The following is a 24,978-nucleotide window of genomic DNA, read 5'->3' on the forward strand; positions in this document are numbered from 1 at the left end:
CTGCCATTACCCCGCACCGCGTAACGCCTGCCGGGCCGGAGGGAGGTACCATTGGGGTTTGATCCCCGTAACGGTCCCGATTCATGCGTAATCCGCTGATCCTCCTTCCGCTGGCCGTGGCCCTGGCCGCCGGCTGCTCCCAGGAGGCGGCCGCGCCCGCCGCCGCCCCGACTGCCGCAAAGGCCCCTGCCGCCCCCGTGAACGCCGAGAACCGCAGCCACGACGAGAGCTCGTACGCCGAGCCGGACAAGGTCGTCATCAAGGACATCGCGCTGGATCTGAAGCTGGACTTCGACCAGAAGCAGATCGGCGGTACCGCCACCTACACCCTGGAATGGAAACAGAAGGACGCCAGGCAGCTGGTGCTCGACACCCGCGAGCTGACCGTGTCCAAGGTCGAGGCCGTTGCCGCCGACGGCGCGCGCAGCCCGCTGAAGTTCGAACTGGCCCCGGCCGACAAGGTGTTCGGCAGCAAGCTGACCATCGAGGCTGCGGAACAGCCGGCCAAGGTGGAAGTGACCTACCACACCGCACCGACCGCCTCGGGCCTGCAGTGGCTGGCGCCTTCGATGACCGAGGGCAAGAAGCTGCCCTTCATGTTCAGCCAGTCGCAGGCCATCCATGCCCGTTCCTGGGTGCCGCTGCAGGACACCCCGAGCGTGCGCTTCACCTACAGCGCGCACGTGGTCTCGCGCCCGGACGTGATGGTGCTGATGAGCGCCGACAATGATCCGAAGGCCGCGCGTGATGGTGACTACACCTTCAAGATGCCGCAGCCGATTCCGTCCTATCTGCTGGCCATCGCCGCCGGCGACCTGGTGTTCGAGCCGATCTCTGGCCGCTCCGGCGTCTGGGCCGAGCCGACCATGGTCAACAAGGCCGCCAAGGAATTCGAGGACACCGAGAAGATGATCGGTGCCGCCGAGAAGCTGTACGGCGAATACCGCTGGGGCCGCTACGACATGCTGGTGCTGCCGCCGTCGTTCCCGTTCGGTGGCATGGAGAACCCGCGCCTGACCTTCGCCACCCCGACCGTGATCGTCGGCGACAAGTCGCTGGTCTCGCTGGTCGCCCACGAACTGGCGCACAGCTGGTCGGGCAACCTGGTGACCAACGCCAGCTGGAAGGACATCTGGCTCAATGAAGGCTTCACCACCTACGTCCAGGGCCGCATCACCGAAGCCCTGTACGGCAAGGAAATGGCCGAGATGGAGAAGCAGATCGACCAGACCGACCTGCTGGCCGAAGTGAAGGACATGAGCCCGGCCGACCAGGCACTGGCGCTGCCGCCGCTGAACGAGCGTGATCCCGACGAAGCCCTCAGCCAGGTGGCCTACGTCAAGGGTGCGTGGTTCCTGGAATTCCTGGAGCAGCGCTTCGGCCGCGAGACCTTCGATCCGTTCCTGCGCGGCTGGTTCGATGACCATGCTTTCCAGAGCGCGAACACCGACCAGTTCGTCGACTACATGAAGAAGAACCTGCTGCCGAAGAATCCGTCGGCAGTGACCGAGGCCGAACTGAAGGCATGGCTGGACGAGCCGGGCATTCCGGCGTTCGCGGCCAAGGCGCAGTCGCGCAACTTCAGCAGCGTCGATACCGCGCGCATCGCCTTCGCCAGCGCCGGCACCGTGCCGAGCAGCCAGGTCATCGCCGACTGGAGCACGCAGGAATGGGTGCGCTTCATCGATGGCCTGGGCGCGACCCAGCCGCTGGACAAGCTGGCCACGCTGGACAAGGCCTTCCACTTCACCGGCACCCCGAATGGCGAGATCGCCATGCGCTGGTACCCGCTGGCAATCCGCAGCGGCTACGAGCAGGCCAATGAAGGCGCGGCGGCATTCATCGAGCGCGTCGGCCGTCGCAAGCTGATCATGCCGATCTACGCCGAACTGGTGAAGACCCCGAAGGGGCTGGAGCTGGCCAAGCAGGCCTTCGAAAAGGCCAAGCCGGGCTACCACCCGATCACCACCGCCTCGGTCCAGGACATGCTGGCCAAGGCTGAAGCCAAGTAAGCGGTAGTGCCGGTCGCTGACCGGCAACCGGTCACTGCTTCACCACCAACGGCGGGGAAACCCGCCGTTGGTGTATCCGCTTTTCGCTGCCGATAGAATCGGGATGCACTCGCAAAGGACCTCCGCCATGAAACGACTGATCCTGCTCACCGCCTGCACCCTGGCGCTGGCCGCCTGCAGCAACCCCGAGGAAGAACGCAAGGCGCAGGAAGCCGCCGCGGCCGCCGTGCAGGCGCAGAAGGAGGCCAAGGCCGAAGACCTGGCCAAGCAGTACGACATGGCCGTGGCCGCGCAGGACTGGGAGCGCGCGCGCCTGCACGGCGCCTCGCTGCTTGACCAGTACAAGGACACCGCCGCCGCCGAGCGCATCGCTGCAGGCTTCGACGAGGTCAAGGCCAAGGGCGATGCCGCGCGCGACCTGCGCCGCATGCAGGCGCTGTGGCAGTACAACCAGATCCCGGTGGGCAACAAGGGCAACCAGGTGTCGGCGCAGATCTACAGCAAGGAACGGGTGGACGTGGATGGCAGCGGCGCGAAGACGGTGCAGCTGGTGTTCCGCGATCATCCGGAGTGGAAGCGGCATGCCTACCTGGTGCTGCAGGCCGGCGATTTCCGTTGCCCGCAGTGCACGGTGAAAGTGACCGTGGACGACGGCAAGCCGGTGTCGATGGCGGCGTGGCGCCCGAAGACCGATGAAGCCATCGCCCTGTTCATCACCGACCAGAAGGCGCTGTGGAAGCTGGCGCGCAAGGGCAAGTCGATCAGCATCGAGTTCCCGGTCAAGGCCGGCGGCACCCGCACGGCGGTGTTCGAAACGGGTGGTGTAGACGCCAGCCGCATGCCGCAGTGGTGGCAGTGACGGGGGCGGCGGGCAGCGCAGTGCACGCGTTGTCCGCGATCCGGCACTGGGTGTTCGACATGGATGGCACGCTGACCGTCGCCGTGCATGATTTCGCCGCGATCCGCCGTACGCTGCAGATCGCCGCGGAGGAAGACATCCTCGACCATATCGCGGCGTTGCCGGATGCATCGGCGCAGGCCAAGCGTGAGTGGTTGCTGGATCACGAGCGCGCGCTGGCCGAGGACGCGCTGCCGGCGCCGGGTGCGGTGAAGCTGCTGCGCGCGCTGGCGGCGGCTGGCTGCCGGCTGGGCATCCTGACCCGCAATGATCATGCGCTGGCGAAGCTGACGTTGGACGCGATCGGGGTCGGGGCGTTGTTCGACGATGCCGACATCATTGGTCGCGATGAAGCGGTGCCCAAGCCCTCGCCGGAGGGCCTGCAGCAGCATCTGCGGCGATGGGGCATCGGGCCTGCGCAGGCGGTGATGGTGGGTGACCACGCCTACGACCTGGAGTGCGGCCGCGCCGCGGGCGCCCATACCGTACTGGTCAACCTGCCGGAAAACCCATGGCCGGGCCGCGCCGACTGGCATTTCGCCGATTGCCGCGCGCTGTTGGCTGCCTGGCAGGCCGCATGACCGGCGCGCGCAAGCCGAGCATGGGCTCGGCTCTACAGAGAGCAGGCAACGTGTCGGTCGGAAGTTCCGGTAGTGCCGGCCGCTGGCCGGCAGTGTCGACCAAGGTCGACACCTACCAACAGCATTCCCAGCGGCGCATCGGGTGGAAAGCCCCCTTGTTGTTCAAGGGGGCGCGCTGAAGGCGCGGGGATAAGGTGGAATGCGCGAGCAATTTGGTTACGCGCCAAGCGCGTAGCCAAATTGCTGCTTGAACTGCTCGTTGAACTCATCGAAGGTGAAACGCTGGTTCTGCGTGCCCGGATGCTCGACCTTCAGCGCGCCCATCAGGTTGCCCATGCGGCCGATGGTCAGCCAGTCGTAGCCCTTCTGGATGCCGTAGATCAGGCCGGCGCGGAAGGCGTCGCCACAGCCGGTCGGGTCGACCACGCGGCGCTCGTGCGCCGGCGGGATGTCATAGCTCTTTTCCGGGGTGTGGATGACCGCGCCTTTCGGGCCACGGGTGGTGATGTAGGCCTTGACCCGGCTGACGATCTCCTTTTCGTCCCAGCCGGTGCGCTCCTGCAGCAGGTTCGACTCGTAGTCGTTCACCACCACGTAGTCGGCCTGCTCGATGAAGGCGCGCAGTTCCGGGCCGTTGAACAGCGGCATGGCCTGGCCCGGGTCGAAGATGAACGGGATGCCGTCTTCGTGGAATTCCTGCGCGTTCTGGATCATGCCTTCGCGGCCGTCCGGGCCGACCAGGCCCAGGGTCACGCCCGGCACCCCACGCACGTGGTTCTCGTAGGAACGCATCATCGCGCCCGGGTGGAAGGCGGTGATCTGGTTGTTGTCGTGGTCGGTGGTGATGAACGCCTGCGGGGTGAACAGCTCATCGATCACGCGCACGCGCGACAGGTCGATGCCCAGGCCTTCGAAGTATTCGCGGTACGGGCCGAAGTCCGAACCCACGGTGCCCATCGGGATCGGCTGGCCGCCCAGCAGGTGCAGGTTGTAGGCGATGTTGCCTGCGCAGCCGCCGAACTCGCGGCGCATGCGCGGCACCAGGAAGGACACGTTCAGGATGTGCACCTTGTCCGGCAGGATGTGATTCTTGAACTGGTCCGGGAACACCATGATGGTGTCGAAGGCAAGAGAACCACAGATCAGAGCGGACATCGATGTAAGCCTATGCGGTGAATTTTGGGGTGGGCCGGCCCGGTTCATCGGGCAAGCAAACGGCGCCCTTGGGCGCCCGACGGCGCAAAGGTTACCCGCTGGTGCCGCTCAGGGCCAGAACCGGGTGAGACCCGATCAGGCCGAAAGCCTGTGAAGACGCGGGTTCAGCTAGTTTTTTCCTTGCTCGGCGGCAGGCGGGTTGCTAGGCTTGTCGGCCTCGATTTCTGCCCATTTTTTCGCCATCCCGCGGCGGGCACGACACCCCTCAGGACTCCTTCCTCAGATGTTCAAGAAACTCCGTGGCATGTTCTCCAACGACCTGTCCATCGACCTGGGCACGGCCAACACCCTCATCTACGTGCGCGGGCAGGGGATCGTGCTGAACGAGCCGTCGGTCGTGGCCGTGCGCCAGGACCGTGCCATCGGTGGCACCCGCTCGGTGGCAGCCGTCGGCGCCGAAGCCAAGCAGATGCTGGGCCGTACCCCGGGCCACATCACCACCATCCGCCCGATGAAGGATGGCGTCATCGCCGACTTCACCTATACCGAGGCGATGCTCAAGCACTTCATCAAGAAGGTGCACAAGTCGCGCGTTCTGCGCCCGAGCCCGCGCGTGCTGGTCTGCGTGCCGGCCGGCTCGACCCAGGTCGAGCGCCGCGCAATCAAGGAATCGGCCGAGGAAGCCGGTGCCCGCGACGTGTTCCTGATCGAAGAACCGATGGCCGCCGCGATCGGCGCCGGCATGCCGGTCACCGAAGCCCGTGGCTCGATGGTCATCGACATCGGCGGTGGCACCACCGAAGTGGCGGTCATCTCGCTCAACGGCATCGTCTATTCGGCCTCGGTCCGCATCGGCGGCGACCGCTTCGACGAGTCCATCACCAACTACGTGCGCCGCAACCACGGCATGCTGATCGGTGAAGCCACCGCCGAGCGCATCAAGGTCGAGCTGGGCTGCGCCTACCCGCAGGCGGAAGTGATCGAGATGGAGATCTCCGGCCGCAACCTCGCCGAGGGCGTGCCGAAGATGATCAAGATCAGCTCCAACGAGGTGCTCGAGGCCCTGCACGAGCCGCTGTCGGGCATCGTCAGCGCGGTCAAGCTGGCGCTGGAGCAGACCCCGCCGGAACTGTGCGCCGACGTCGCCGAGCGCGGCATCGTGCTGACCGGTGGTGGCGCCCTGCTGCGCGACCTGGACCGCCTGATCTCCGAGGAGACCGGCCTGCACGTGCAGGTGGCCGACGATCCGCTGACCTGCGTGGCGCGCGGTGGCGGCCGTGCGCTGGAGCTGGTGGACATGCACGGCAACGAGTTCTTTGCGCCGGAATAAGCCGTCCCGGCCGTTCCTGCCCGCCGCGCCCTTCCGGGGTGCGGCCCGCCGTGATGGCGGGCCGGCACCGGCGGGGCGCCCGCGTGTTTCCCTTCCGCCTTCTGCCAGTTGAATCGTTGCCGTGCCGCCCTACGCCGGTCCTCCCGTCGCCTCCCGATCCGGTGATGCCGCCAGCCCCCTGCGGTTGCTGGCCTATCTCGCGTTGGCCATCACCCTGATCGTGCTTGATGACCAGGCCGGCTGGCTGGCACGCCTGCGCGAGCAGGCCAACAGCCTGGTACAGCCGGTATGGGCACTGGCTGGCCTGCCCGGCAAGCTCGGCAACCAGGTCAAGGACTCCGCCGCCAGCCATACCCAGCTGGTCGCCGAAAACCGTGAACTGCGCAACCAGCTGCTGCTGGCCAACGCGCGCCTGACTCGCCTGCAGACCGCCGCGCTGGACAACGCCCAGCTGCGCGAACTGCTGAACGTGGCCGAGCGCAGTGGCCTGGACGTGCAGCTGGCGCCGATCCTGGACATCGACCTGGACCCGGTGAAGCAGCGCCTGGTGCTCGACGCAGGCAGCCGCGAGGGCGTGCACGTCGGCCAGGCGGTGATCGACGCCGGCGGCCTGATGGGGCAGGTGATCAGCGTCACCGGTGGCACCTCCACCGTGCTGCTGCTGACCGATCCCGACCACGCGGTGCCGGTCACCGTGGCCCGCAACGGCGTGCGCCTGATCGTCTATGGCCGCGGCGACACGCTGGAACTGCGCGACATCCCGCTCAGCGCTGGCGTGGAAGTGGGCGATGAGATCGTCACCTCCGGCCTCGGCGGGCGCTTCCCGGCCGGTTTCCCGGTCGGCACCATCACCGGCCTGCGCCCGGACGACACCCACGCCTTCCTGGTCGGCGAACTGAAGCCGGCGGCCCAGCTCGACCGCGGCCGCGACGTGCTGCTGCTGCGCCCGGGCGCGGCGATCCGCTTGCCTGCGGCCAGCGAACCGCAGCCGACTGCACCTTCGGCGCAACCGGCCCGCGCATCTTCCCTTACCCCCCCGCCTTCGGCGCGCCCCCCTCAACAAGAGGGGAGCTCTCCACCCGCCGGGTCCCCGGTAGTGCCGGCCGTTGGCCGGCAACCGCAACCCGCCCAGTCCATCCAACCCGCCGCGCAGGAGCCCGCACGATGAGCCGCCTGCGCGACAACCCGTGGGTGCTGCCGGCCAGCCTGGTGGTGGCGCTGCTGCTGGGCCTGCTGCCGCTGCCGGCGCTGCTGCAGCCGCTGCGCCCATACTGGCTGGCGCTGGTGCTGGCGTACTGGGTGATCGAAGCTCCCGAACGCGTCGGCCTGGGCATCGCCTTCGCCAGCGGCGTGGTGGCCGACCTGCTGTACGGCGGCGTGCTGGGCGAACAGGCACTGCGGCTGGTGATGCTGGCCTTCATCCTGCAGCGCTTCCGTGCCCGCATCCGCTTCTTCCCGATGTCCCAGCAGATGCTGGCCATCGGCGGCCTGCTGTTCAACGATCGCATCGTCAGCGCGCTGGTCCACATCGTGGTGGATGAGCCAACGCTGCCCTGGTCGTACTGGTGGGCGCCTCTGCTGGGCATGGGCCTGTGGCCGCTGGTGTTCGTGCTGCTGGACGCGGTGCGCTTCGGCAAGCGCGGGCGCTGAGCCATGATCCCGCGCCGCCAGGTCAAGAACCCGCACGCCGAAGCCGAACAGTTCCGCCGCCGCGCGGCGCTGGGTTTCCTGGGCGTGCTGGTCTGCCTGCTGGGCCTGGGCGGCTGGTACTTCAAGCTGCAGGTGCTGGACCACGACGTCTACGCCACGCGCTCGGAGGCCAACCGCATCAAGCCGCGACCGGTGGTGCCGGGGCGCGGCATGATCTACGACCGCAACGGTCGCCTGCTGGCCGAAAACGTGCCGGCCTTCCGCCTGGACGTGACCCCGGACAAGGTCAAGGACATGGATGCCACCCTGGAAGGGCTGGCGAAGATCATCAACATCAGCCCGGAAGAGCTGGAAGCATTCAACAGGTCGCGCAAGGCGCGCCGCAAGTTCCTGCCGGTCACGCTGAAGCTGCGCATGAGCGATGAGGAGATGGCGCGCTTCGCCGTCGACCGCTGGCGCTTCCCCGGTGTCGAGCTCGAACCCTACCTGACCCGGCGCTACCCGTACGGCGATCTGTTCGCGCACATCATCGGCTACGTCGGCCGCGTTGATGACAAGGATCTGGAGATCCTCGGCGAAGGCAATGCCGCGCTGACCCACATCGGCAAATCCGGCCTGGAGCGCTATTACGAGCAGCAGCTGCGCGGCAAGGTCGGCTACGAGCAGGTCGAGACCAACGTGCAGGGCCGCGCGATCCGCACCATCGGCCGCGTCGCCGCGCAGTCCGGCGCCGACCTGCGGCTGTCGATCGACGCCGACCTGCAGCGCGCGATGGTGGCCGCGTTCGGCGACCAGGAAGGTTCGGCGGTGGCGATGGATCCGCGCACTGGCGAAGTGCTGGCGATGGTCAGCCTGCCGTCCTACGATCCCAACCTGTTCGTCAACGGCATTTCCCATGCCGACTTCAAGGCCTTGAACGAAAACCCGTCGCGGCCACAGTTCAATCGCCTGGTGCTCGGTGGCGTCGCTCCCGGTTCCACGCTGAAGCCGCTGATCGGCCTGGCGGGACTGGACTCCGGCGTGCGCCGCCCGGAAGACAAGGTGCTGTCCACCGGCATGTTCTACCTGCCGGGCACCTCGCGCGGCTGGGGTGACGCCCACCGTGGCGGCCACGGCTGGACGGATCTGCGCAAGTCCATCGCCGAATCGGTCAACACCTATTACTACAAGCTGGCGCTGGACCTGGGCATCGAGCGCTTCGACCATTACATGGAGTACTACGGCTTCGGCCAGCCGACCGGCATCGACCTCACCGGCGAGATCGGCGGCATCCTGCCTTCGCCGGCCTACAAACGGAAGACCCGCAAGGAAGCCTGGTATCCCGGCGATACGGTCAACATCAGCATCGGCCAGGGTGACTGGAAGGTCACCCCGCTGCAGCTGGCGCGCGGCGTCAGCGGCCTGGCCGACGGCCAGCTGCGCACCCCGCACCTGGTGATCCAGCAGCGCGACGGCTTCGACAGCGACTGGACGGCAATGCCGGCCGGCGAAAGCAAGCCGATCAGCCCCAACCCCAACAACGTGCAGGCCGTGCGTGAGGGCATGATGGCGACCATGCGGCCCGGCGGCAGCGGCTGGCGCGTCGCGGTCGGTGCGCCGTACGTGATGGCCGGCAAGACCGGTACCGCACAGGTCATCAGCCGCAAGGGCACTGCTGCAGTGAACCCGAAGAGCCTGCCGATGCACCTGCGCCACCGCGCGCTGTTCGTTGGCTTCGCGCCGGTCGAGAGCCCGGTCATCGCGATTGCGGTGGCAGTGGAAGGTGGTGGCTATGGTGGTTCGGCCGCGGCGCCGATCGCGCGCAAGGTGTTCGACGCTTACCTGTTGGGCAAGATGCCCGAAGGCATGCAGCCGCTGGACAGCGAGCGCGGCACCACCGCCATCGGCGCCACCGCGTTCGACAACGAAGACGCGGGCGCACGTCAGGCCGGTGACCTCGCCGCTGCACAGGTGGGAGAGCATCCGGTGCTGATCGGTGCACCCGCACCGGAGCCGGCGCCTGCGCCGCAGCCGGGTGCGCCGACCGCCGCGCTGCCCGCCACGCCCCGCCCGACCCCTGCGGAGCCTGCACGATGAGAGTGTTCCTGCGCTGGGCCGGCGACATGCTGCGCCGCTTTTTCAGCACGCTGGACTGGGTGCTGTGCCTGGCCCTGGGCGCGCTGATGGTGATTGGCCTGGCGACCCTGAAGAGCGCTGGTGGCGACAGCCTGGTGATGGCGCAGGGCGCGCGTTTCGCGGTGGGCATGGCCGCACTGTGGGGCATCTCGCGGGTGCCGATCCTGCGCATCCGCTCGGCCACGCCGATGATCTACGCGATCTCGATGATCCCGTTGCTGGCGGTGTTCGTGCTGGGCACCGGTAAATATGGCCGGCAGTGGCTGGACCTGAAGTTCTTCTACCTGCAGCCGGCCGAACTGCTGAAGGTGAGCCTGCCGATGATGGTGGCGTGGTACCTGCACAAGATGCCGCTGCCGCCGCGCTTCAATACCGTGCTCGTGGCCTTGATCATCATCGGCGTACCCACCGGCCTGGTGATGCTGCAGCCGGACTTCGGTACCGGCGTGCTGATCGCCGCCAGCGGCGTGTTCGTGCTGCTGCTGGCGGGCCTGCCGTGGTGGTGGGTTGGGCTGGGCGTGGGCGGCGTGGCAGCGGTTGCGCCGGTGGCCTGGTTCTGGTTGCTGCGGCCGTACCAGAAGGACCGCATCATGATGTTCCTGGACCCGGAGATGGACGCGCTGGGCGCCGGCTGGAACATCATCCAGTCGAAGATCGCGATCGGTTCCGGCGGCTTCGATGGCAAGGGCTGGGGCGAAGGCTCGCAGTCGCACCTGAACTTCATTCCCGAGCAGACCACCGACTTCGCGTTCTCGGTGTTGAGCGAGGAATTCGGCTGGATCGGCGTGGCTACCGTGCTGGCTTTGTACCTGGTGGTGATCGGGCGCTGCCTGTGGATCGCCAGCCAGTCACGCGATTCCTATTCGCGCCTGCTGGCGGGTGCCACCGGCCTGGCGTTCTTCGTCTACGTGCTGGTGAATGGCGGGATGATTTCCGGCCTGCTGCCGGTGGTAGGCGTGCCGATGCCGCTGATCAGCTACGGTGGTACTTCGGCGGTGTCGCTGCTGGCCGGTTTCGGCCTGGTAATGGCGGTGCGCAGCCACAACCCGGTGCACGGGGGTTACGGGTAACATCGGCTGCGCGCTTCTGTAGAGTCGAGCCATGCTCGACTGCCGGAAATGCAGTCGAGCATGGCTCGACTCTACAAACGCAGGACCACAATGACAGCTTCACGCAAGCACCCGTTGCTACCGTGCCCGCGTGAAATGGAAACGACTGCTTGGCGGCTGCCGTGAGGCGCTGCGCACGATCGATCTGCCGTTGCTGGGCGCGTTGTTGATCCTGATGGGCGCCGGCCTGGCGGTGCTGCACAGCGTGTCCGGCCCGGTGGCCGGGCAGGCGGCACGCTTTGCCGGTGGGCTGTTGGCGATGTGGCTGCTGTCGCGTGTTTCGCTGCTGCGATTGCGTGCATGGACCCCTGCGATCTACGCGCTGTCGATGCTGCCGCTGATGGCGGTGTACGTCATCGGCACCGGCAAGTACGGGCAGCGCTGGCTGAACCTCGGCGTGTTCTACCTGCAGCCGTCCGAGCTGCTCAAGCTCAGCCTGCCGCTGATGATGGCGTGGTACCTGCATCGGCAACCACTGCCGCCCTCGCCGCGCACGGTATTGACTGCCGCGCTGCTGATCGGCATGCCGGCGGTACTGATCCTCATGCAGCCCAACCTCGGCACCGCCACGTTGGTCACTGCCAGTGGCGTGTTCGCGTTGTTGCTGGCGGGCTTGCACTGGGGCTGGTTGGCGACCGGGGCGGCAGGGCTGGCAGTGGCTGCACCCCTGGCGTGGTTCGGCTTGCTGCGGCAATACCAGAAGGATCGTGTGCTGACCTTCCTCGACCCGGCGGCCGACCCGCTTGGTACCGGCTGGAACATCCTGCAATCGCGCATCGCGATCGGTTCCGGGGGCTGGCAAGGACGTGGCTGGGGGCAGGGCACGCAGGCCACGCTGGATTTCCTGCCCGAGTACACCACCGACTTTGCGTTCTCGGTGCTGGCCGAAGAGTTTGGCTGGATCGGCGTGGCGACGCTGTTCGCGCTGTACCTGTTCGTGGTGGGGCGTTGCCTGTGGATTGCGGTGCACGCGCGCGACACGCACGCGCGATTGCTGGCCGGTAGCCTGGGGCTGGCGTTCTTCGTCTACGTGCTGGTGAACGGCGGAATGATTTCCGGCCTGCTGCCGGTGGTGGGCATTCCGATGCCGCTGATCAGTTATGGCGGGACCTCGGCGGTTTCGCTGTTGGCCGGCATCGGGCTGGTGATGGCGGTACGCGGGCATCGGCCCGTGCACGGGGGATAGCGTTTCCAGCCAACCGCGCAGCCCCCTCGTGGGTGGTGTCTGGGTGGTCGCGGAAAGCAGAAGCCGCGGGTGGGCCGGTCGGGTTGGGTACGCGGGGGACGCCGTGAACCCGTCCCTGGAGGCTTGGCAGCCGCATCCATGCGGCTGACACCCCCGCGTACCCAACCCGACCGCCCTCTGACAGATTTTGGCGGTCTGCCACCCACGGAGAAGCAAGAGAAAATCAAAAGCGGGTCACGGCGCTGCGCTTGCTCGTGAGCCGAGCATGGCTCGGCTCCACACAAGGCAATGAAGCGACCCGCCAAACCGCTTTTGCTTTTGATCTTCTCTTTTCTTCTCCGTGGGTGAACGCGCCCGAAAACTGTCAGCGGTCGGGTGGGTGGGCAGTGCGGGGTGTCCGCGGCATGGATGCCGCGGCCAAGCCCCCATGGATGGGTTCACGGCGTCCCCGCACTGCCCACCCACCCGGCCAGCTCCCAGCAATCCGGCTTTCTGCGACCACCCAGACACCACCCACGAGGGGGCTGCGCCGTTGGCCGGAGACTTCCTGGCGCTGCGCAATGCCCGTTGTGGAAGCGTTCTCACAACAATGCGACGCAACACGCTCTCCGACCAAAGTCCGCGAAAAACGTTAGCTGGTTCACATTTTTACACCGCGTTGATCTTGATCAATGGACTTGTCGTAATCGGCCTGCACAATGGCGGCCCGTTCGGTACGGCGCGCCGTCAATCGATGCAGCGCGAGGGGGCGTCGGGCGGGAGCAGTACTGATCCAACGGGTACAGGGAGCGCGGGGAACTGCCACTGGGGAGCGGCAGCCGCGCAGGTACCGACCGGATCCGGTCGCCGGTTGCGTCTGCGGGGATGGGGACGCAACCGGCCACCTCTATCTGAATGGGGAAGCTCGATCACGACGTCTTCACATTTCCCGCTAAACGCGGGCAAATCGTTGTGATTCATGGTGTTAGGGGTTTTAATTCATCCATGACCTGCTAACCTGCGACGATGATTCGACGCACTCTGGCCTGCATGCTCACCCTCGGCCTGGTCGCCTGCGCGACCCAGCCGAAGTCCCCACCGTCTCCGCCCCAGGCCAGCAGTACGCCGCGCCAGCCCGCCACCAAGGCCCACGGCCCGGCCGAGGCCGCGCCCGAAGCGGCCGCTGCTACAGCGCCGCCGGTCGATCTCACCCCGGTGCCGTTCGAGGTCGCACGGGCCCGCTTTGTTGCCGATACGGCCAAGCGCTATGGCCTGAAGCCAGAGCAGATCAGCAGCGTGCTCGACCAGGCGCAGGTGCGCCAGCCGATCATCGCCGCCATGTCGCGCCCGGCCGAACGGGTCAAACCGTGGAACGAATACCGGCCGATGTTCATCAGCAAGGCACGCATCGATGGCGGCCGTGCGTTCCTGGCCCAGCATCGTGCCGAACTGGATCGCGTGCAGCAGCGCACCGGCGTGCCGGCCGAAGTGATCGTGGCGATCATCGGCGTGGAGACCAGTTACGGGAAAAATGCCGGCAACCACCGCGTGCTCGATGCGCTGTACACGCTGGCGTTCTACTACCCGCGCAGTGGCGACCCGGCCAAGCTGGAACGCGAAGTGCGTCGCGAGCTGTTCTTCCGCGATGAGCTGGCCAAGCTGTTCGAGCTGGGCCGTGAGGAAAAGCTGGACATCACCACGCTCAAGGGCAGCTATGCCGGTGCGATGGGCATGGGCCAGTTCATGCCGTCCAGCTATCTCGATTACGCCGTGGACGGTAATGGCGATGGCCGTCGCGACCTGTTCACCAGCTACGACGATGTGTTCTCGTCCATCGCCAATTATTTCGTGAAGAAGGGCGGCTGGGTCCGTGGTGGCCAGGTGGCCGTACCGGCCACGCTGGCGCCGGGGCGCGAGGAGTTCAACCCGACCGAATGGATGCCGACCTGGTCGCTGGCCGACCTGGCGCAGCGCGGCTACCAGCCCAGCGCTGCGGTGCAGCCGGGCGCCACCGCAACGCCGATCACGCTTGAGGGCAGCACCGGCAAGCAGTACTGGCTGGGCTTCCAGAATTACTACGCGATCACCCGCTACAACCTCTCGAAGATGTACGCGATGGCCGTGTTCCAGTTGTCCCAGGCCATCGCCGGACAGGAGCTGCCCCCGGCATGAACATCAGATGGCTGGTCCCGAGCTTGATCGTCCTCGCGCTCGCTGCCTGCAGCAGTGCGCCGAAGAAGCCGGCCACGGCCGGCCACGGTGGCAAGCCCAGCGGCACGGTGGTGCAGGGTCGCGGCTCGCGCCCGGCGCATTGCCCGGAGGGCTCGCCCTATGCCGCGGCCAAGGAAGACCCGAACACGCGCGGCAACTACACCGCCGGGGGGCTGTACAAGCCCGGCGTGCGTGACAGCACCCCGGACTACATTCCCAACGTCGCCTGCATTCCCGAGCCGGAAGTGACCGCCGAAGAGCGTTCGGCCATCGGCAACAAGTCGCCGTACGTGGTGCTGGGCAAGTCGTACAAGGTGCTCGACGACACCCGCAACTATGTCGAGCGCGGTACGGCCTCGTACTACGGCGCCAAGTTCCACGGCCGCCTGACCTCCAACCGCGAGGTCTACGACATGTACCAGTTCACCGCCGCGCACAAGACGCTGCCGCTGCCCAGCTTCGCCCGCGTCACCAACCTGGACAACGGCGAGTCGGTGATCGTGCGCGTCAACGACCGTGGCCCGTTCCATGATGGCCGCGTGGTCGACCTCAGTTATGCCGCCGCGGTGCGGCTGGGCATCACCCAGCGCGGTACCGGCAACGTGGAAGTGCGTGCGCTGCAACCGGGCGAGAGCAACCTGCTGGCCCAAAAGCCGTCGCGCCGCGAGCGCCGTGCCGCCGAAACGGCTGTCGCGGCGGCCAGTACGCGCCCGGTAACGGCTGCGCGTGCCACCGCCGACAGCGACATTGATCGCCTGGTCAAGCGCCTGCCGGCCGACGCCATGCCTGCGCGTGGCCAGCCGGCCACCACCCAGGGCGTGGCCAGCGCCGTGCCGGACGTGGCGGTCAGCAGCCTGCCGCCGAGCGCACCGCCGGCGCGCAGCGCCCCTGTGGCACCGGTTGCCGTCGCCAGCGCGGCGCCGCGCGCGGTCACGCCGGCGCCGGCGCGTACGACGCCGGCCACACCGACGGCCCCCAGCCTGTCGCAGCAGGTGGTAGGCGCAGTGATGGTGCAGGTCGCCAGCTTCTCCAGCCGCGACAATGCCAACCGCGCAATGGGCCAGCTCAACGCCGCCGGCATCGTTGGCGCGACCATCAGCGACATCGCCGCCGGTGGCCGCACCCTGTTCCGCCTGCGCGTTCCCGCCAGCGACCATGCCAGTGCCGCGGAACTTGTCGGCCGCATTGCCGGTCTGGGCCTGGGTTCGCCGCAGATCGTCAAGGATTGACCCGCCCGGGCCGGTGCTGCCGGCCCATGCTGCCCCGGCCTTACAATGGCCACTACGTTCCACCCTCCATTCCTGGCCGTCCCCTGGAGCCTGCTGTCCAATGAATTTCCGTTCCGCCGCCACCGCCCTGGCCGCCACCCTGGTGGTGGGCCTGGCTTCCGCCCAGACCCCGCTGCCGACCCCGGCCACGCCGGCGCCTGCCGCCGCCGCTGCCGCCCCGGCCACCGTTGCCACCCCGCCGGCGCCGGTGCCGAGCGTATCCAAGGCCTGGGTGCTGATGGACTACGCCACCGGCCAGGTGCTGGCCGGCGAGAACATCCACGAGCAGCTCGCGCCGGCCAGCATCACCAAGGTGATGACGTCCTACGTGGTTGCCGCCGAGGTCAAGAACGGCAAGGTCCGTGCGGATGACCAGGTGATGATGAGCGAGCGCGCCTGGCGCGAAGGCGGCGCCGGCACCGATGGCAGCTACAGCGGCTTCCCGGTCAACCAGACCGCACGCCTGGAAGACATGGAAAAGGGCATGGCGATCCAGTCCGGCAATGACGCCGCGATCGCCCTGGCCGAGCACGTGGCCGGCAGCGAAGAAGCCTTTGCGTCGCTGATGAACAGCTACGCCGCCAAGATCGGCATGAAGAACTCGCACTTCGTCAACGCCCACGGCCTGACTGCCGAAGGCCACCACAGCACCGCCTACGACCTGGCGCTGCTGGGCCGCGCGATGGTGCGTGATTACCCGGAAACCTACGCGTACAACAAGATCAAGGAATTCCAGGTCGGCAACATCAAGCAGCCGAACCGCAACCTGTTGTTGTGGCGCGACGGCAGCGTGGACGGTATCAAGACCGGCCACACCTCCGAAGCCGGTTACTGCCTGATGAGTTCGGCGCAGCGTGGCGACCAGCGCCTGATCGCCGTGGTATTGGGCGGTGCGTCGGAAAAGCAGCGCGCCGATGACAGCCTGGCCCTGCTGAACTGGGGCTTCCGCTTCTTCGAGACCCACCGCCTGTACGAGCCGGGCAAGGCCGTTGCCGAGCACAAGGTCTGGAAGGGCACCACCGACAAGGTGCAGCTGGGCGTGGCCCAGCCGATGCTGGTGAGCGTGCCGCGCGGCCGCTACAACGACCTGAAGCCGAGCATCGATGTGCCCAAGACCCTGGAAGCACCGTTCACCGCCGGCCAGCAGATCGGCACCGTGAAGGTCACCCTGGATGGCAAGGTCGTCGCCGAAGCGCCGCTGGTGGCCGTGGCCGCCGTCGAGCAGGCCGGCTTCTTCAAGCGCCTGTGGGACAGCTTCTGGATGTGGTGGGAATCGGAATGATCCACGCCCCGGCGTGGTGAACGAAAAGGCCGGCGAATGCCGGCCTTTTCTGTTTCGGGATGCCGGTTGCGTGCGGATGCGGGTAGTGCCGGCCGCTGGCCGGCTCCGCTTGAACCCATCCGGATGTGCCAACAGCCGGCCAGCGGCCGGCACTACCCTCAGCCGCTCGCTTACAGCGAGCGATGCAATAACCGGTGTGCCGACCAACGGTCGGCACCTACCCGCTTCACCATCAGCCCCTCGCCTACAGCGACCGGCTGATGGTGAAGCTGCCGAACACCGGCGCCTCGCGCTGGCCGTTGAACTCGCGCGTGCTGTGGTAGCGCGCGGCGGCGAACTTCCAGCGGCCGTACATCACCGCCACGCCGTACCCGCCGTAGGCCACCACATGGCGCTTGTCCACGCTGTGACTGTTGCGGAAGGTGTTGCCATCGAGGGTGATATCGCGGATCACCCAGGCAGCGTCCGAGGTCGCGAACAGGTGCCAGGACCACCCACTGGGGCGGCCGCGGCGGGTCGGCGCGGTGTTCTCGCCGGCCGGGCGCAGCGGCGTGCTGCCGAAGTCGTCTGGCAGCTTCCAGCCAAAGCGCACTTCACCGCCGAAATTGGCCTTGGTTTCCAGGTTGCCGATCGACCCGCCGTAGTGGCTGATGGCGTCCCAACCCCAACCGTCGGCATTGACGCTGGCATCGCCCGGCCAGCGGCGCATGCGCTCATGGGTCAGCATGAACAGTGGTTCGTTGTGCAGCTGGTTGTCCCAACCCTTGAATTTTTCGTCGCCCAGCACGTCGTGCACGGCATTCTGCACCTGCTTGCCCTGTGCCCACGGACCGACCACGCCCAGTGTCAGCTGGGTGGTCTGCAGGCGGTCGCCGCTGCGCGCATTGAAACCGAAGTTCGCGATCAGCACGCCGGCGTAAGGGCGGTCGTCCTCGATCAGGTCCCTGCGAGTGAAATCGGTCGGGGTGAAGATCCCCTGGCCGATGCTGAAGATCATGTTCTGCTGTTCGAACTTGCCCGGATGCAGCCCTTCCAGGTACCGGTTCACCCAGCGCGCCATGCGCGGCAGGCAGGGGTCGTCGGTGTAATCGACCAGATTGGGGGAAACCAGGGTCAACAGCGCACCGTTGGTATAGCCCTGATCCTGGTGGCGGCCGCCGAACAGGTCGTTGTCGACGCGGAAATTGACCTGCGGCGGGTGGTCGCGCATGGCGTCCGGGCCACATTGTTCGGCCGCCTGGGCGGCAAGGGGGAGGGCAGAGGCCAGCAGGCCGGCGAGCCCGAGAGCTGCGACACTACGCATGGATGGAATGCTCATGGGGAAGGGGGCGGTTTTCAGTCGTTTTCTGCAACGCTACGGTACTCGTGCCCGCGCGTCGGAACGAGCACGTCCGGATCACTTGTCTGTTCCGAAAACAACATTGTCCGGCGGGCACAATTTGTTACCCGCGCACGCGCCGCGGGCCTGGCGTGAAGGCGGTCGCGGGCCGCCCGTACGATGTTCGCGTTGGTGACGGTCAGGAGATTGCAGTCAGCTGCCGTTGGGCCTCAGGCCCGTCCCTTTGGGCCGCCTGCAACGCAGCAGACCGCCGGTGCGGTCCTGGCGTTGATGAATACTCTTGGGTTTGTTGCCCTGCGGCCCGATAATGGGGCCATGGAAATCAAGTCCGACAACCCCGACCACGGCTTCCAGTTCCCCGGCCAGTTCGAGCTCAGCGCCATGGGCCCGGCCAACCGCGGCCTGGAGCATGAGCTTCCCCGCCTGTTGCTGGCCGCCGGCATCGATGTGGTGAACGAACGCATCAGCTGGAAGCACTCCTCCAACGGCAAGTACGTGTCCGTCCGCATCGTGTTCAAGGCCGGGAGCCGCGAACAGTACGACCTGGCGCACCAGGCGCTGCGTGACCACCCGGAAGTGAAGTGGACGCTGTAGCCGACTCCTGCCCGGCCGAAGCCGCCCCGGAGGACCGTGCGCCGCGTCCGGCGCTGGTCCGTGACCTCGGCCGCCAGCCGTATGAACCGGTGTGGCGCGCCATGCAGCGCTTCACCGACCAGCGAAGCGACGCCGATGCCGACGAGCTGTGGGTGGTCGAGCACGATCCGGTGTTCACCCTGGGCCAGGCCGGCAAGGACGAGCATGTGCTGGCGCCGGGCGACATCCCCGTGCTGCACGTGGACCGCGGCGGCCAGGTGACCTATCACGGTCCCGGCCAGATCGTGATCTATCCGTTGCTGCGCCTGCCACGGCTGGGCATCGGTGTACGCGATTACGTGTGCCGCATCGAGCAGGCGCTCATCGATACCCTGGCCGAGTGGAACATCGGCGCCGAACGCCGCGAGGGCGCCCCGGGCGTCTACGTCGGTGGTGCCAAGATTGCCGCACTCGGCATCCGCGTGCGCCGCGGCTGCACCTTCCATGGGCTGGCCTTCAACGTGGCCATGGACCTGGAACCCTTCCACCGCATCAATCCCTGTGGCTATCAGGGGTTGCAGGTGACCTCGGTGCTGGACTTGGGCGGCCCCTCCGGGATGGACGCCGTCAAGCCAGTGCTGCTGGACCACCTGGCCCGCCAGTTTGGCCTGCTGCTGCAGCACACGCCCGAACTGCCCGATCTTTCTGCGGCCGCCTGACCGCCCCCCGGAACTGCCATGACTGAAACCACCGCCCGTTCCATTCCCCTGCAGATCGTGCAGGGCGATTCTCCGTCCACCGCGCCGTTGCAGGCCGGGGTCAAGCAGCTGGGCGGTGACAAGATCAACCGTTCGCCGGTGCAGTTCGCCGACGCGCCGGTACTGCGCAAGCCGTCCTGGATCCGCGTGCGCATTCCTTCGGGCAATGCCGTGCAGAACCTGAAGGCCAAGCTGCGCGAGAACCGCCTGGTGACGGTATGCGAGGAAGCCAGCTGCCCGAACATCCACGAGTGCTTCGGTCATGGCACCGCCACCTTCATGATCCTCGGTGAGGTCTGCACCCGGCGCTGCTCGTTCTGCGACGTGGCCCATGGTCGCCCGAAGCCGCCGGATGCCAACGAGCCGGCCAGCCTCGGCCAGACCGTGGCCGACATGGGCCTGAAGTACGTGGTGGTGACCAGCGTCGACCGCGATGACCTGCGCGACGGGGGTGCCCAGCACTTCGTTGACTGCATCACCGCCATCCGCGAGAAGTCGCCGGGTACCCGCATCGAGGTGCTGACCCCGGACTTCCGCGGCAAAGGCCGCATGGAACGTGCGCTGGAGATCCTGGCGCAGAACCCGCCGGATGTGTTCAACCACAACATCGAGACCGTGCCGGACCTGTACCGCAACGTGCGCCCGGGTGCGGACTACCAGTGGTCGCTGAACCTGCTGAAGAACTTCAAGGCGCAGCACCCGGACGTGCCGACCAAGAGCGGCATCATGCTGGGCCTGGGCGAGGACTTCGAACAGATCAAGGCCACGATGCGTGACCTGCGCGCGCACGACGTGGACATGATCACCATCGGCCAGTACCTGCAGCCGACCGCGCACCACCACCCGGTGCTGAAGTACTGGACCCCCGAGGACTACAAGGCGCTGGAAGACTACGGTTACGAGCTGGGCTTCAGCCATGTGGCGTCCGGCCCGATGGTGCGCTCCTCGTACCACGCCGACGTGCAGGCCAAGGGCGCAGGGGTTTCCTGACACCCTCCCGGTGGGTGGGAGCTGCTTCTCCTGTGGGTGCGGACCGTTGGTCCGCACACCTCTGCCTGCGGTAGAGCCGAGCCCATGCTCGGCTGCTTGCTGCCGGCCAGCCGAGCATGGGCTCGGCTCTACATGCATTCACAATTTGCTACACCGGCCCGGCTAGGCTGGTTTTCCACCGAGCGCGGCCGGGTGACAAACCCGGCAACTTTCGGCACTGTCGGGGTGTCTGAACACCCTGCAGTCTCCCCCTTGGCAAGGCGCCTTCGAGCACGTCAATGAAATTCAAAGCCCCCGCATTCCTGATGGCCCTGGCGCTGGTCGCGCCGCTGGCGCTGGCGGCCAAGGCCGACTCGCCTGCATTGCCCGCTGCGGCAACTGCCGATCAGGTGACCACCTCCAAGCTGGTATATGGCCTGTTGTCCGACAGTCGTTACGCCTACCGCCCGCGTGCGCTGGACGAGGCCACCTCCAAGGACGTGTTCAAGCGCTATCTGGAGACGCTGGACGGCGCCAAACAGTATTTCACCCAGGCCGACGTGGCGCGCTTCGCGCCCTTCGAAGCCAACATCTCCTCGGCCATCCGTGGCGGCGAACTGGAACCGGCGTTCCAGGTGTTCGCGGTCTACAAGCAGCGTGTCGGCGAACGTGTGGCCTTTGCGCGCAAGCTGCTCAAGCAGGAGCCGGACTTCACCACCGACGAGCGCTTCGAGTACGACCGCAAGAAGGTGCCGTGGGCGGCCAGCAGCGCCGAGCTGGATGAGCTGTGGCGCAAGTCGGTGAAGAACGACTGGCTGCGCCTGAAGCTCGCAGGCAAGAAGCCGGACGATATCCGCAAGACGCTGGACAAGCGCTACGCGACGCTGGAGAAGTCGGTCAATGAGCTGAAGGGCGAAGACGTCTTCCAGTTCTTCATGAATTCGTACACCAGCGCGGTTGATCCGCACACCGATTACTTCACCCCGCGCACGGCCGAGAACTTCAACCAGGCGATGTCGCTGTCGCTGGAAGGCATCGGTGCGCAGCTGCAGCGCCAGGACGACGTGGTGGTGATCCGCGAGATCATCGCCGGCGGCCCGGCTGCGGTGGACGGCACGCTGAAGCCGGGTGACCGCATCGTCGGCGTTGGCCAGGGCAAGTCTGGCCAGGTCGAGGACGTGATCGGCTGGCGCATCGACGATGTGGTGGCCAAGATCCGCGGCGCCAAGGACACCCAGGTCAAGCTGGAGTTCATTCCGGCTGCCGAAGGTGCCGACGGCAAGCACCACACCCTGGTACTGACCCGGCAGAAGGTGCGCCTGGCCGAACAGGCCGCCAAGGGCGAGACCATGACCATTCCGGCCGCCAACGGCGAGCCGGCACGGAAGATCGGCGTGATCAAGCTGCCGACTTTCTACCAGGACTTCGAAGGCCGTCGCCGCAACGCCGCCGACTATGCTTCGGCCACCCGCGACGTGGCCAAGCTGCTGGCTGGTTTCAAGAACGACAAGCTGGACGGCGTGGTGCTGGACCTACGCAACAATGGCGGCGGTTCGCTGGATGAAGCCATCGAACTGACCGGCCTGTTCATCGAGCAGGGCCCGGTGGTGCAGGTGCGTGAGTCTGGTGGCCGCGTCACCGTCAACAGCGACCGCAACCAGGGTGTGGCGTGGGATGGCCCGCTGGCGGTGCTGATCAACCGCGGTTCGGCCTCGGCCTCGGAGATCTTCGCCGGTGCGATCCAGGATTATGGTCGTGGCCTGGTGATCGGTGAAACCAGCTTCGGCAAGGGCACCGTGCAGAACATCGTCGACCTCGACCGTTGGCCGAGTGGCGAGACCCAGCGCTTCGGCCAGGTCAAGCTGACCATCGCCCAGTTCTTCCGCATCAGCGGCAGCAGCACCCAGCACAAGGGCGTGGTGCCGGACCTGGCCTTCCCGGCCAGCGTCGATGCCACCGAGTTCGGCGAGAGCACCTACGATAACGCCCTGCCGTGGACCCGCATCGCCGCCGTGCCGCACACCCAGTACGGCAACTTCGCGCCGCTGCTGCCGAAGCTGGAGGTCCGCCACGACGCGCGAATCGCCACCGACAAGGAATTCCAGTGGTGGAACGAGGACGTGCAGCAGTTCCGGACCGAGGCGGCGAAGAAGTACATCTCGCTCAACGAGGCCACCCGTCGCGCCGAACGCGAGCGCCAGGACGCCCAGCGCAAGGAACGCCAGCTGCAGCGCAAGGAGCTGGGCCTGGCCCTGGACCCGCTGGCCGATGACAGCAGTGATGATGGCCTGACCGGCAACGAACGCGACATCGTGAAGGATGCCGCCCGCGAGAAGGCCGCCGAAAAGCGTCCGGACCCGCTGCTGCGCGAGTCGGCCTCGATCCTGGCCGACGCGGTGAACCTGCTGGCCAATGACCGTCCGCTGTCGGCCCAGGTGCTGCCGCAGTCCACCGGCGCGGGGCGTTGGGCGGACTGAGCCGGAGGCGGCGCACGACATCCGCAGGGGCCGGCATTGCCGGCCCCTATCTGTTTGGGAAGCCCATTCCCGGTCGCGCCGGGCCATGCCCGGGCCAATGAAGTGCCGCAAACGACTTGATCCCCTCCGTCCCCTTCTACGTGCATGAACCGGGAGCAACGTGGGGGGGCATATCGACCTGCCGCACACGGGGGCGGGACTACCCTTGGTGCTTCCGTCCTCGCAGGAGTACCCATGCGGGCCTCCCGTCTTTCCCGCGCTGCCATGGCGTGCGCCAGCGCCTTGATCCTTTCGGCCTGTGGTGGCCGCGCCGCCGACAGCACCGTGCTGCGCGAGTCTTTCGATTCCGGCGATACCTTCTCGCGCACCGTTGAGGGACGCCCCGGCGAAGCCTGCGAGGCCGCGCGCCGCACGCTGCTCAGCCAAGGCTATGCCATCGCCCGCTCCGATGACGCACAGGTGGAGGGCAACAAGAACTTCCAGCCGCGCGAGGATGACCATGAGCAGCTGGTGCTGCGCATCTCCTGCGCCCCGCGCGGCAGCCAGACGCTGGTGTTCGTCAGTGCCGTGCAGGACCGCTACGCGCTGAAGAAGAGCCCGACCTCGGCCAGTGTCGGCGTGGGTGCGCTGGGCTCGGTGTCGCTGCCGTTCGGCAGCAACGACGACTCGCTGGTGAAGGTGGCCAGCAGCACGGTCACGGATGCCGAGTTCTATCGTCGCTTCTTCCAGCGCCTGCAGCAGTATCTGCCGGCGGCGGCTGGCACGCCATCGCCATCGCCGTCGCCGGCAGCGGCGCCGGAACCCGCACCGGCGGTCACGGACCAGGGCTGAGTGTGCGCGGCAGGTGGCTGATTGCAGCCCTGCTGGCGCCCGCGTGGGTCGTGGCAGCGCCATCCCCGGACTGTACGCAGGGCCTGCTGCAGCGGTTGGGGTGGCGCTTCGAAGAAGCGTCCCTCACCGCGCCGCAGGTGCGCGGTGGTCCCGTATGTACGCGTGCCTCGCTGGCTGATTCACAGGCGGCCGGCGACCTGCAGGTGCGGTGGCCGGCGGCGCTGCCCGCTGCCGCTCGGCAGGCACTGCTGCAGCAGCTGCTGGATGACCCCGCCACCGTCTGCGCCTATGCCTTCGAGCTGGGGGCGGCCACGCGGCGCGCGACTTCGGCATTGCAGGGCAATCCCACGTTCCGCTTCTCCGGCCCGCAGCTGGGATGGATCGGCTTCGGATTGCAGGGCGCACCGGCACAGGGTTGGCAGCGTACGCGCAGTTTCGGTCGTGGCTTCGTGCCCCGCGCGGGCAACAGCCATGCGCTGCAGGCGTTCTACAGCGGTGCCGTGCGTGCCGAATGCGGTGTCGGCCGCCAGGTCGCACAGCTGGCCACCCAGCGCGAGCTGTATGGCGATGCTGCGTTCGACACCGGGTTCGCAGCGGAGGAACTGTCGATCGGCACCTTCCTCGCGCTGCACGACACCGACAGCATCCTGCTCGGCGCGCATGCGGGCGACCTCTTCGCCGATGGCAAGGCGGTGCGCACCGCGGCGATGGGGCGGCAGGCGTTCGTGGGCGTGCCCGGTTTCATCGAACATGTGTACGACAAAGGCACGCTGGACGACCTGAGCAACCAGGCCGAGAACTTCGTGGTGGTCGAGGTGGGCGAGGGCGCTGCGCAGGCGCTGGCGCTGCACGCCGGCCTGGCCTGGTACGACCAGCGCAATGCCGAGCTCTGGAAACTGGCGCAGGACATTCCGCGCGCCGGCCAGCGCTATTTCGAGCGCCTGCTGTTCGAGCGCGATCCACAGCTGCGCGCACGCCTGGCACCGCGCTACCACGCGGCTCTGGTGCGCATGGATCAGCTGCTGGACGATCCGTTCTACCAGCAGTTCGTGATCTACGTGCATCCGCGCGGTATACGTCCTATCGGCTACCACATCGTCCGCCTGCTCGATCGCAACCCGAGAACGCCGTTTTCGATCGACCTGGCGGTGCACAATCTGCATACCACGCTCTACCGGCGTTGGCGCGAGGCGCAACTGCGCCACTGCGCGGCTACCGGCAGGCCAGGCAGCCTGACCCTAGACCCCAACTGAAG

20 protein-coding genes are annotated in these 24,978 nt (G+C 67.1%); 18 read left to right on the forward strand and 2 right to left on the reverse strand.

Going from position 1 to position 24,978, the window contains the following annotated elements; all coding sequences use genetic code 11:
• The first annotated feature begins 83 nt into the window (after positions 1-83).
• The 3 genes from AC5P8U_RS05325 to AC5P8U_RS05335 all read left to right on the forward strand — a co-directional run bounded on the left by AC5P8U_RS05325 (position 84) and on the right by AC5P8U_RS05335 (position 3,491).
• Positions 84-2,012 carry a M1 family metallopeptidase gene (locus tag AC5P8U_RS05325; RefSeq protein ID WP_447897580.1) on the forward strand — a complete coding sequence of 643 codons (1,929 nt, stop codon included), beginning with the start codon at positions 84-86 and terminating at the stop codon, positions 2,010-2,012.
• Between the two features lie 127 nt (positions 2,013-2,139).
• Positions 2,140-2,871, forward strand: coding sequence for a hypothetical protein (locus AC5P8U_RS05330; protein WP_072167194.1), 732 nt, complete (start codon positions 2,140-2,142; stop codon positions 2,869-2,871).
• Positions 2,859-3,491 carry an HAD family hydrolase gene (locus AC5P8U_RS05335; RefSeq protein ID WP_111007807.1) on the forward strand — a complete coding sequence of 211 codons (633 nt, stop codon included), beginning with the start codon at positions 2,859-2,861 and terminating at the stop codon, positions 3,489-3,491. The genes AC5P8U_RS05330 and AC5P8U_RS05335 overlap by 13 nt, the downstream gene beginning before the upstream one ends.
• A gap of 216 nt (positions 3,492-3,707) precedes the next feature.
• On the opposite strand, the gene AC5P8U_RS05340 is transcribed toward AC5P8U_RS05335, so the two are convergent.
• Positions 3,708-4,646: a carbohydrate kinase family protein gene (locus AC5P8U_RS05340; protein WP_005419403.1), complete on the reverse strand. Its 939-nt coding sequence runs from the start codon at positions 4,644-4,646 to the stop codon at positions 3,708-3,710.
• A 283-nt stretch (positions 4,647-4,929) separates the two neighbouring features.
• Between AC5P8U_RS05340 and AC5P8U_RS05345 the strand changes: the two genes are divergently transcribed.
• From AC5P8U_RS05345 to AC5P8U_RS05385, 9 genes are all read left to right on the forward strand, one after another.
• Positions 4,930-5,976, forward strand: a complete 1,047-nt coding sequence (locus AC5P8U_RS05345) for a rod shape-determining protein (RefSeq protein ID WP_005419402.1) — start codon at positions 4,930-4,932, stop codon at positions 5,974-5,976.
• A gap of 121 nt (positions 5,977-6,097) precedes the next feature.
• Positions 6,098-7,144, forward strand: a complete 1,047-nt coding sequence (gene mreC / locus AC5P8U_RS05350) for a rod shape-determining protein MreC (protein WP_111007806.1) — start codon at positions 6,098-6,100, stop codon at positions 7,142-7,144.
• Positions 7,141-7,626 (forward strand): rod shape-determining protein MreD, encoded by a 486-nt coding sequence (gene mreD, locus AC5P8U_RS05355; protein WP_005419400.1) that lies wholly within the window; start codon positions 7,141-7,143, stop codon positions 7,624-7,626. Before mreC ends, mreD begins: the two co-directional genes overlap by 4 nt.
• A 3-nt stretch (positions 7,627-7,629) precedes the next feature.
• Positions 7,630-9,702, forward strand: a complete 2,073-nt coding sequence (gene mrdA, locus AC5P8U_RS05360; RefSeq protein WP_111007805.1) for a penicillin-binding protein 2 — start codon at positions 7,630-7,632, stop codon at positions 9,700-9,702.
• Positions 9,699-10,811: a rod shape-determining protein RodA gene (gene rodA / locus AC5P8U_RS05365; protein ID WP_005419392.1), complete on the forward strand. Its 1,113-nt coding sequence runs from the start codon at positions 9,699-9,701 to the stop codon at positions 10,809-10,811. Before mrdA ends, rodA (AC5P8U_RS05365) begins: the two co-directional genes overlap by 4 nt.
• A gap of 130 nt (positions 10,812-10,941) precedes the next feature.
• Positions 10,942-12,036, forward strand: a complete 1,095-nt coding sequence (gene rodA / locus AC5P8U_RS05370; RefSeq protein WP_151355351.1) for a rod shape-determining protein RodA — start codon at positions 10,942-10,944, stop codon at positions 12,034-12,036.
• Between the two features lie 1,005 nt (positions 12,037-13,041).
• Positions 13,042-14,187 carry a lytic murein transglycosylase B gene (mltB, locus tag AC5P8U_RS05375; RefSeq protein ID WP_061479687.1) on the forward strand — a complete coding sequence of 382 codons (1,146 nt, stop codon included), beginning with the start codon at positions 13,042-13,044 and terminating at the stop codon, positions 14,185-14,187.
• Positions 14,184-15,455 carry a septal ring lytic transglycosylase RlpA family protein gene (locus AC5P8U_RS05380; RefSeq protein WP_053498246.1) on the forward strand — a complete coding sequence of 424 codons (1,272 nt, stop codon included), beginning with the start codon at positions 14,184-14,186 and terminating at the stop codon, positions 15,453-15,455. Before mltB ends, AC5P8U_RS05380 begins: the two co-directional genes overlap by 4 nt.
• Positions 15,456-15,555: 100 nt before the next feature.
• Positions 15,556-16,776: a D-alanyl-D-alanine carboxypeptidase family protein gene (locus AC5P8U_RS05385; protein WP_061479685.1), complete on the forward strand. Its 1,221-nt coding sequence runs from the start codon at positions 15,556-15,558 to the stop codon at positions 16,774-16,776.
• 244 nt (positions 16,777-17,020) lie between these two features.
• Here the strand turns inward: AC5P8U_RS05385 and AC5P8U_RS05390 are convergent, their stop codons facing one another.
• A complete protein-coding gene (locus AC5P8U_RS05390; RefSeq protein ID WP_080376906.1) occupies positions 17,021-18,079 on the reverse strand; it encodes a lipid A deacylase LpxR family protein in 1,059 nt (352 codons plus the stop codon).
• 351 nt (positions 18,080-18,430) lie between these two features.
• Between AC5P8U_RS05390 and AC5P8U_RS05395 the strand changes: the two genes are divergently transcribed.
• The 6 genes from AC5P8U_RS05395 (at position 18,431) to AC5P8U_RS05420 (ending at position 24,976) form a co-directional block, all read left to right on the forward strand.
• A complete protein-coding gene (locus AC5P8U_RS05395; protein WP_065196483.1) occupies positions 18,431-18,709 on the forward strand; it encodes a YbeD family protein in 279 nt (92 codons plus the stop codon).
• Positions 18,697-19,407, forward strand: a complete 711-nt coding sequence (gene lipB, locus AC5P8U_RS05400; RefSeq protein WP_005419373.1) for a lipoyl(octanoyl) transferase LipB — start codon at positions 18,697-18,699, stop codon at positions 19,405-19,407. The genes AC5P8U_RS05395 and lipB overlap by 13 nt, the downstream gene beginning before the upstream one ends.
• Positions 19,408-19,425: 18 nt before the next feature.
• Complete coding sequence (gene lipA, locus AC5P8U_RS05405) at positions 19,426-20,436, forward strand: lipoyl synthase (RefSeq protein WP_072167187.1); 1,011 nt, start codon at positions 19,426-19,428, stop codon at positions 20,434-20,436.
• 278 nt (positions 20,437-20,714) lie between these two features.
• Positions 20,715-22,892 (forward strand): carboxy terminal-processing peptidase, encoded by a 2,178-nt coding sequence (locus AC5P8U_RS05410; RefSeq protein WP_072167186.1) that lies wholly within the window; start codon positions 20,715-20,717, stop codon positions 22,890-22,892.
• A gap of 234 nt (positions 22,893-23,126) precedes the next feature.
• Complete coding sequence (locus tag AC5P8U_RS05415; protein WP_111007679.1) at positions 23,127-23,723, forward strand: DUF2242 domain-containing protein; 597 nt, start codon at positions 23,127-23,129, stop codon at positions 23,721-23,723.
• Positions 23,724-23,725: 2 nt separating this feature from the next.
• Positions 23,726-24,976: a hypothetical protein gene (locus AC5P8U_RS05420; protein ID WP_088496531.1), complete on the forward strand. Its 1,251-nt coding sequence runs from the start codon at positions 23,726-23,728 to the stop codon at positions 24,974-24,976.
• Positions 24,977-24,978 lie beyond the last annotated feature (2 nt).

The sequence above is a fragment of the Stenotrophomonas sp. YJH_SMC_81 genome (assembly GCF_059370875.1).